The organism is Phytoactinopolyspora endophytica, from assembly GCF_004138495.1.
Taxonomy (GTDB): domain Bacteria; phylum Actinomycetota; class Actinomycetes; order Jiangellales; family Jiangellaceae; genus Phytoactinopolyspora; species Phytoactinopolyspora endophytica.
The window spans coordinates 91385-99195 of the sequence record NZ_ML142859.1 but is presented as its reverse complement, the minus strand read 5'-3'; the positions used below and the strand labels follow the sequence as shown (position 1 = coordinate 99195).

Sequence of the window (7811 nt, the reverse complement as noted above, 5' to 3'; positions counted from 1 at the left end):
CTACATCGCGGGGACAGCGCTGTCGGCGACCACTCCGACACCCGCCGGCATCGGGTCGTCCGAGGCAGCGCTGGTCGCCGGCCTCGTCGTCGCCGGGGTAGCCGTCGGTGAGGCACTGCCGATCGTGTTGCTCTTCCGTGCGGTGATCCTCCTCGCGCCCGTCGTCGCGGCCGCGCTCTTCGCCGGTGGGTGGGTGGTCATGGGCTGGAAGAACAGACATGGCGGTCCCGGCCGTCGCCGAGCTCAGGAGCACGCGGCCACTATCTGACGACGCGGTACCTCGTCCCCCGCATCCGGTGGACGACGGCTTAAGGTGGCCTCGTGACGGCACCACCATCCAGGGAGACTCTGGCCTCGTTCGGCGTCCCCACAGATGGCTTACGTCCACTGGATGGCGGCCAGGGAACGTCATGGCGGGCGGGCGACCTCGTGCTAAAACCCGTCGACAATCCGGTCGAGACCGGATGGCGGGCGGAGGTTCTCGCGTCCATCGCGGAGACCGAGGAGTTCCGCGTGGCCAGACCGGCACGGACCCTCGACGGCCGTTGGACCGCGGACGGCTGGCAGGCCTCTTATGCCGTTACCGGCCAAGAAGACCACGGCCGCCCGGACGACGTCCTGCGCGCAGGCGCGGCGTTCCACTCAGCGGTGAGAACGTTGCCGCGCCCGAGCTTCCTCGACACTCGAGACGACCCCTGGACCTTCGGGGACCGTATGGCGTGGGAGGAGAGCCCGGTCATCGGCAGCGATGCCGTCCTCTCACTGCTGGAACCCTTGGCTGCGCAGAGGTGCCCGGTCGACCTTCCTTCACAAGTCGTCCACGGCGACTTGCTCGGCAACGTCCTCTTCGCCGAGGGCCACGCCCCGGCCGTCATCGACTGGCCGGTGTACTTCCGCCCACCGCAGTGGGCAGCGGCTGTCGTCGTCTGCGACGCGATGACCTGGTACAAGGCACCACCCGATCTCGCCGATCGCTGGTCTCATCTGGCGGAGTGGAAGCAGATGCTGGTCCGCGCCCTGATCTACCGGATCGCCACCGACGATGCGGCCTCCGGATTCAGCGGCCCTCCGCCGTCGATCACAGAGGCTTACCGGCCTGTGATCGAGGCGGTCGGTGCCGTCTGACGTTGCCGTCCGGCCGGCCAGGCAGGAGACTGGCGACCGCCAACACCACGACAAGCACGCCAGTGACCCACCAGAAGACACCCTGAAAACCGCGCACCGGGTCGTCGTCGCCGATCAGCTCGAGGAGATGCGCGACGACCGCGACGCCGACAGACGCACCCAGCTGGTTGAGCATGTACAACACCGAACTTCCCTGGGGTACGAGCGAAGACGGCAACGTCCGGTACATGGATCCCATCGTCGGCGCGCCGACGAAGCCGGACCCAAGCCCGACCACGAGGGCTGCCACAACCAGCCATCTCTCGTCTGTCGCCACGTCGACCTGCGTGAAGACCAACACGCCAATCGCAGCCACGATCGTGCCCCCACGCGCCAGGCTCCTCGCACCGACCTGATCGGACAGCCGTCCCGCTATCGGCATCGCGACGGCAGCGCCGACGCCATACGGCGCCACCAGCAATCCCGCCGTGAGCGCACCGTGCCCCTGCGTCTGCTGGTAGTACAACGGCAGCGTGAACAACATCGAGAACATCATGGCGCCGACGAACGCCATGACGGTCACGCTCGCCACGAAACCGCGATGGGTGAACAGCCTCGGATCGATGAGCGGTGGCCTGTCTTGGACCCGACGGGCGTGTGCCGCGTAGCCGGCCAGCAGCGCCACTCCCCCGCCCAAGGGGACGAGCACAGCAGGATGGGTGAACTGGGCGCGCTCCGCTGTCTGAGACAAGGCGAGAATCAAGGCCGTTGCTCCCGGCGCGATCAACGCCAGACCGATGACGTCCAGCCTGGTTCGCGGACGTTCGGAGGGCGACGGATCGGCCGGCACCGTCCGGAGGGACAGCAAGAACGCGACAACGCCGATCGGCACGTTGATGAAGAACATCCATCGCCAGCTCAGGCCGTCCAGAATGATCCCTCCGATGACCGGGCCGAGCACCGGGCCGAGGGAGAGCACAATGCCCATCAGGCCCATGACCCTCCCCGCGCGATGCGGTCCAGCCGCGCGGGCCAGCAGAACGAGCATGAGTGGATCGACAACACCGGCTCCAAGGCCTTGAATCACGCGGAAGGCGATGAGGCTTCTCACGTCCCACGCCGCGCCCGAGGCGAGCGAACCGAAGAGGAACAGGCCGATGCCGAGAAGCCAAAGCTTCTTGGCGCCGATCCGGTCGGTTGCCCATGCCGTCAACGGGATCGCGGCCGTTACGGCCAACAGGTAGCCAGTCGCTACCCAGCCCACGGTGCTGAGCGAGGCGTGGAATCGAACAGCGAGAGTATCGACGCCGACCGCCACCATGGTGCCGTCGAGCAGGCCCATCATCCCACCGAGCAGCAGCACGACGATGAGCCGGGACAAGGCAGGGTCTAACCGGTCGCCCGAGGTGCGAAGCATGAAGTCCCCAAATGAGTAAAGCGAATTTAACTGGCAAGTTCAAATTAGCTTCACTCATCCTTCCAACGCAACCAGCGAGGTAGCCAAATTGAACTAATCAGTAAAATATGGGGCGGATGCCGCGGTAGCATGGCAGCGTGAGTCCGGCCAACACCTCGGCGCATGGAACCGCACGTGGGCGCATCGACAAACGACAGGCGATCCTGTTCGCCGCGTTCTCCGTGTTCGCCCGCGAGGGGTACTCGCATGCAAGCGTGGACGTGATCGCGGCTGAAGCTGGGGTGGCCAAGCCCACCGTCTACAACCATTTCGGCGATAAGGAGTCCCTGTTTCGGGAAGCCGTCGTCGTCGACGCGGACCAGGTCATGGCCAAGAACCTGGCCGCGGTCGAGCTGCTGCACAACTCCGGCGACGACGTCCGGGGCACCCTTGAAGACGTGGGTTACCGAATGCTCGAATGCTACTGCGACGAACGATCTTCGGCGCTTCGACGCTTGCTCTACGCCGAGATCACCAGGTTTCCCGACCTGCTCGACATCGTCCGCGGACGGGCGGCGACGCGTGTCGAGGAAGCCCTCGCCGACCGCCTGGCACGGCTCTCTCTTGCCGGACGCCTTCGGACAGAGGATCCGGTCGTCGCGGCAGAACAGTTCATCGCCCTGCTCACTGGACCTGTTGAGGCGCGCTCCGCCCTGGGCACGCGCCCGCTACCGGACTCCGAGCTGAAAAGCCTGACCCGAACCGCCGTGGACACGTTCCTTCAAGCCTTTGCAGCACGCCCACCGACCGAAGATTCGGGCCACCCGGATGACGCCGGGCAGAAGTAACCTGAGGCCATGCGAAGCTTCGGGGCTGTCACTGGGCGGATCTACGGCTGGCTCTACGGCCGATCGAAGTCGAACGGAATCGTCGTCGACGCTGCCGAGCTCTCCGCGGACGACCGCGCGCTGGAGGTCGGCTGTGGCCCCGGGGCCGCGGTCGCACTCGTCGCTGAAAACATCGGCGCCGATCGGGTGGCCGCCGTCGATCCCTCCGCGACGTTCGTCGACATGGTCCGCAAGCGAGTGCCCGGAGTAGACGCTCGCGTGGGCAGTGCGGAGAACCTGCCATTCGACGACGGCACGTTCACTGTGATCTTCTCACTGGCGTCGATGCATCACTGGCCCGACCGCGACGCCGGGCTGACCTCGCTGACCGCCAAGCTTGCGCCCAGCGGCCGCCTCCTGATCGCGGAGCGACTGCTCAAGAAGCCGGGACACGGGATCACCGCGGAACAGGCGAGCGAGGTGGTGACCCGCCTCTCCGACCTCGGCCATACGGACGTCCGCACCATCCAGTGTCCCTACGGGCGCAAGACGATGATGCTGATCCATGCCTCGCAGTAGCCGTCAGGAGACATCGACCGGGCGGCCGCGCCTGCCGTAGGCAGACCAGTTGCCCGTCGTGTCCGGCCCCACGGTCTCGTCCAGCTCCGGCTCCGTCTCGGAGCGTTCCTGATCTCTGACCTTCTTCCGCAGATACTCGAGCTCGCGTCGGCGCTCCTGCACCTGACGGATGCCGAACAGCAGCAGGGCGAGACCGCACAAGGCGATGAGACCGGTCCCGGCACCGGCGAGGAACACGCCCCAGGCAGGGATGTCGAACCCGGCGCCGAACACGTCCATGGCCACCGTCTCGCCGCCCTCAAGAACGACGATGACTGCCAGCGCAATCGCGACAGCGAGAAGAAGTATCGCTAGCGCTATCATGATCCAGTCCTCCATACAGCCCGTCCACCAAGCCACGTGCTCAGGTGGGGCATTGTCGAGTGCCGCTCTTCATTTCACGTTCTCGCGCATTCGCCCAACATCATTTCCCGTGTCGTCCCCGGGCAAACGCCGAAGATGCAACAGCGTGTTCGAGTGCGGCACGACTTGGGCTTGCGGCAGACCGTCGTCGCTGATCAGAGCACCGAAGCGGGCGAGGTTGCAGGTGCACGGACTGGTCAGACCTGTCGTTGGTCTCGCGCTACGCCCCGGCTTGGATGCGCTGGAACACGGGCACACCACCCGGTCACAATGGTCGGGTGGACAGCGACATCTTCGACGTGCATACCGGAACCGAGATGGTCACCGACGTCACATCGGTGGCCAGCAGATACTGCCGCGGACGCGGCGACGGGCTCTGCCATCTGTTCGTGCCGCACGCAACCGCGGGTCTTGCGCTGATCGAGACCGGCGCTCTGAGCGAGCCCGACCTCGCGGACGCCGTCGAGCGGCTCCTACCTCGTGAGGACATCTACCGCCATCGGCACGGAAGCCCCGGCCACGGACGCGACCATGTCCTGCCCGCTTTCATCTCGTCCTCGCTCACCCTTCCAGTGATCGACGGCGACCTGGCGCTGGGTACGTGGCAGAGCGTGGTGATCGTCGACTCCAACGTCGACAACAAGGACCGCCACCTACGCGTGTCGTTCCTGTCCGGCTGACCGCGGGTTCGCTGGATCGTCCGGCTGGAGCGCGGGCGTCCAGAAGCGCAACTTGTTGTCGATCTTGTTCTCGAACACGCCACCGTTGCGCTCGATGACCTTGCGCGAGGCGACATTGTCCTCGTCGCAGGTGATCAGTGCCTGTTCGATCCCCAGCTCATGCGCGACCGGCAGGGCGGCATGCAACATCGCCGTCGCGTGACCCAGACGGCGGGCGGACGGCCTGACGTCATATCCGATGTGGCCGCCGAGCCTTCTGAGATGGGCATTGAGCCAGTGCCGGATGGCGATCCGGCCGAGAAAGTGTACGCCGTCCACCCACCACAAGGTCGTCGACGGCACCCAGCCGTTCGGTCGCGTCGAGGATTCGAGCGCCTGAGCTCGTAACCACCGCACGTACTCGGTGAATACCTCCGGTGAGGACCACGACCTGCCGTAGGTGCGGATCTCACTACCGATCATCGACCGATCCTCGAGGTAGCCACGACCTTCGGCCTGAAACTCCGCCATGGCGGCGAGGAACGACTCATGGACATCGACGGTCGGCGGACTGAGCTGTGCCATAGAGACAGTCATACAACATGCTTCCCCACGCCGCCGGCGATTTGCGGACCGAGCACCGGGTATGCCTACATTCCCCATAGCGGCGACGCCGCCTGTCGGGCACGGCGCAGCTTCGGTCACGCCGAAGTCCCACCATTCCTGCCGCGTCGGCGCAATCCGCCGTCGACTTCCCACGGGAATTCTCTGTCCGCGCACGCGGACAGGTCAGGGTGATCTGCCCCCTGCCCACCAAGCCTCGTTTGAGGACGTCCGACGACGTCCTCAAATGCGCCTGCCCACGCCCATTCAGCTGGCGTGGATCCACCCTTCGGTCCGCCCGTGTCAACGGGTTCGGCCGGACCTTCGGATGAGAGAGTCAAAGGAGCAATGCCATGACCGAGGATCTTCCACGGCAACTCGCCCGCACCAAGCGATTCACGTCCGGCGTCCCCGACGAGTTCCGGGCAGCTCACGACGGCCGCTTCATCACCTACCTCCGGGACGGTGAGCTGTGGGTACGCGATGTCGAAGACCACGCGGACCGCTGTATCGGCGGGGCTGACTCGTACTGCGCTGAGCGGACAACGGCCTTCGCCACCGCGGTACACAAGTCCAACCTCTACCTGGCCGATCTCCGCACCGGTCGGTGTGCACCACTACCCGTGGCCGGCGCCCAGCATCCTCGTGTCGACCCGAGCGGCTCCGTCATCGCGTACGTCCATGACCGGGCGTTGCACATCATCGACGTCGACTGTTCCGACGACCGGGTCCTGTGCAAGCCGGAGACCGACGACATCACGTACGGGTTGCCGGAGTACGCCGCCTGGATGTCGATGGACCGCGACCGCGGGCATTGGTGGGCACCGGACGGCAACCGTCTGCTGGTCGCCCGGATCGATGAGAGCGCCGTCCAGGTCCTGCATCTCACCGACCCGGCACGCCCCAGCGAACCACCTCGGCGCGTCCGCTATCCCGTCGTCGGCACGTTGAACGCCGATGTGTCGTTGCACGTCGTCGACGTGGCCGGCATGTCGATAGAGGTTCAGTGGGATCGCGAGCGGTTCGAGTACCTGGTCCGCGCGGACTGGAGCGCGGAGCGGCCCCTGATCGCCGTGCAAACCCGCGACCAACGGATCGTTCACCTCCTCGAGGTCGACACGGACACCGGGATCACCAGCCTCGTCCGCGAAGTCACGGACCCGGAATGGGTCGACGTCGCCATCGGAACGCCGGGGCGCACCGTATCCGGTGATCTGATCTGGGTCGAGCGCGACGCCGATACCGACACCGACCGGTTGATCGTCGGCGACCGGCTCGTCACTCCGCCCGGCCTCCAGGTCAGCCAGGTCCGAGCCGTCGACGGTGACACGATCAGTCTGCTCGCCCGGACCGAGCCGAGCGAGCAGCACCTGTACGTCTATGACGGCAAGCTGCGCAAACTCAGCGAAGAACCCGGCGTCCACGACGGCTTCCGTGTCGGAGGGACGACTTTGGTCGACAGCCGGACCTTCGCCGGCCGGAGAGCGACAGTCGACGGGCGGCCAATCGCCTCGCATGAGGAGACTCCTGTGCTCGACCTGCGCCTCGAGCTTCTCCGCGCCGGAGACCGCGCGCTGCGCACTGCCGTTTTCAAACCTTCGTGGCACGACGAGCATTCCGGCAGGCTCCCGGTGCTCATCAACCCCTATGCGGGCCCCGGCATGCAGCTCGCGCTCTCCTGCCGCTCGTGGCACTACCTGCTGTCACAATGGTTCGCCGAGCATGGGTTCGTGGTTCTCACCGCCGACGGCCGAGGGACCCCCGGCAGGGGCCCGGCCTTCTCACGCGCGATACACGGCGACGTCGTCAGTCCAGTCCTGCAGGACCAGATCGACGCGCTTCACGCCGTCGCGGAACGGGATGATGACCTGGATCTCGGCCGCGTCGCCTTCCGTGGCTGGAGCTTCAGTGGGTTCCTCGCCGCCGCGGCGGTGCTCCACCACCCCGAGGTGTTCCATGCGGGAGTCGCCGGGGCAGCGTTGAGTGACCAGCGGATGTACGACACGTACTGGAAGGAGCGGTTCCTCGGCGATCCGGACGGCAACGCCGGGGCCTACCGTCGCTGTTCGCTCCTTCCGTACGCTGCCGACCTCATCCGCCCGTTGCTCATCGTCCAGGGTCTCGCGGACACCAACGTGTGGAGCACGCACGCCTTCCGGCTCTCCGCCGCGCTGACGGCAGCCGGCAAGGCGCACAACCTGCTTCCATTGCCCGGTCAGGGACACCGTCCGTCCGACGAGG

At 66.2% G+C, this 7811-nt stretch carries 9 protein-coding genes; 6 read left to right on the top strand and 3 right to left on the bottom strand.

Features of this window, described 5'->3' with window-relative positions; genetic code table 11:
• Both ELR45_RS35605 and ELR45_RS20610 read left to right on the top strand, forming a co-directional pair.
• Positions 1-268: lysylphosphatidylglycerol synthase transmembrane domain-containing protein (locus ELR45_RS35605; protein WP_165367968.1), on the top strand; the 268-nt coding region annotated here is incomplete at its 5' end.
• A 53-nt stretch (positions 269-321) separates the two neighbouring features.
• Positions 322-1125 (top strand): TIGR02569 family protein, encoded by an 804-nt coding sequence (locus ELR45_RS20610; RefSeq protein ID WP_129668040.1) that lies wholly within the window; start codon positions 322-324, stop codon positions 1123-1125.
• Here the strand turns inward: ELR45_RS20610 and ELR45_RS20605 are convergent.
• Positions 1079-2521: an MDR family MFS transporter gene (locus ELR45_RS20605; RefSeq protein WP_129668039.1), complete on the bottom strand. Its 1443-nt coding sequence runs from the start codon at positions 2519-2521 to the stop codon at positions 1079-1081. The two genes, ELR45_RS20610 and ELR45_RS20605, sit on opposite strands and share 47 nt — an antisense overlap.
• A 137-nt stretch (positions 2522-2658) precedes the next feature.
• Here ELR45_RS20605 and ELR45_RS20600 point away from each other — a divergent pair, with 137 nt between their 5' ends.
• Both ELR45_RS20600 and ELR45_RS20595 read left to right on the top strand, forming a co-directional pair.
• Positions 2659-3348: a TetR/AcrR family transcriptional regulator gene (locus tag ELR45_RS20600; RefSeq protein ID WP_129668038.1), complete on the top strand. Its 690-nt coding sequence runs from the start codon at positions 2659-2661 to the stop codon at positions 3346-3348.
• Between the two features lie 9 nt (positions 3349-3357).
• Positions 3358-3906, top strand: a complete 549-nt coding sequence (locus ELR45_RS20595) for a class I SAM-dependent methyltransferase (protein ID WP_129668037.1) — start codon at positions 3358-3360, stop codon at positions 3904-3906.
• A 3-nt stretch (positions 3907-3909) separates the two neighbouring features.
• Here ELR45_RS20595 and ELR45_RS20590 read toward each other — a convergent pair whose 3' ends face one another.
• Positions 3910-4269 (bottom strand): LapA family protein, encoded by a 360-nt coding sequence (locus ELR45_RS20590; RefSeq protein WP_129668036.1) that lies wholly within the window; start codon positions 4267-4269, stop codon positions 3910-3912.
• Positions 4270-4586: 317 nt separating this feature from the next.
• On the opposite strand from ELR45_RS20590, the gene ELR45_RS20585 reads away from it, so the two are divergent.
• Positions 4587-4988 carry a YjbQ family protein gene (locus ELR45_RS20585; RefSeq protein ID WP_129668035.1) on the top strand — a complete coding sequence of 134 codons (402 nt, stop codon included), beginning with the start codon at positions 4587-4589 and terminating at the stop codon, positions 4986-4988.
• On the opposite strand, the gene ELR45_RS20580 is transcribed toward ELR45_RS20585, so the two are convergent.
• The gene (locus tag ELR45_RS20580; protein WP_129668034.1) at positions 4962-5552 is read right to left on the bottom strand and encodes a GNAT family N-acetyltransferase; all 591 of its coding nucleotides are present in this window, start codon (positions 5550-5552) and stop codon (positions 4962-4964) included. The genes ELR45_RS20585 and ELR45_RS20580 overlap by 27 nt on opposite strands.
• 371 nt (positions 5553-5923) lie before the next feature.
• On the opposite strand from ELR45_RS20580, the gene ELR45_RS20575 reads away from it, so the two are divergent.
• A partial coding sequence (locus tag ELR45_RS20575; protein WP_129668033.1) for a S9 family peptidase occupies positions 5924-7811 on the top strand: 1888 nt, incomplete at its 3' end.

Excerpts from the sequence above, each read along its gene's own strand:
- ELR45_RS20595 (WP_129668037.1), top strand. The coding sequence starts at position 3,358 with ATGCGAAGCTTCGGGGCTGTCACTGGGCGGATCTACGGCTGGCTCTAC.
- ELR45_RS20605 (WP_129668039.1), bottom strand. The coding sequence starts at position 2,521 with ATGCTTCGCACCTCGGGCGACCGGTTAGACCCTGCCTTGTCCCGGCTC.
- ELR45_RS20580 (WP_129668034.1), bottom strand. The coding sequence starts at position 5,552 with ATGGCACAGCTCAGTCCGCCGACCGTCGATGTCCATGAGTCGTTCCTC.
- ELR45_RS20590 (WP_129668036.1), bottom strand. The coding sequence starts at position 4,269 with ATGATAGCGCTAGCGATACTTCTTCTCGCTGTCGCGATTGCGCTGGCA.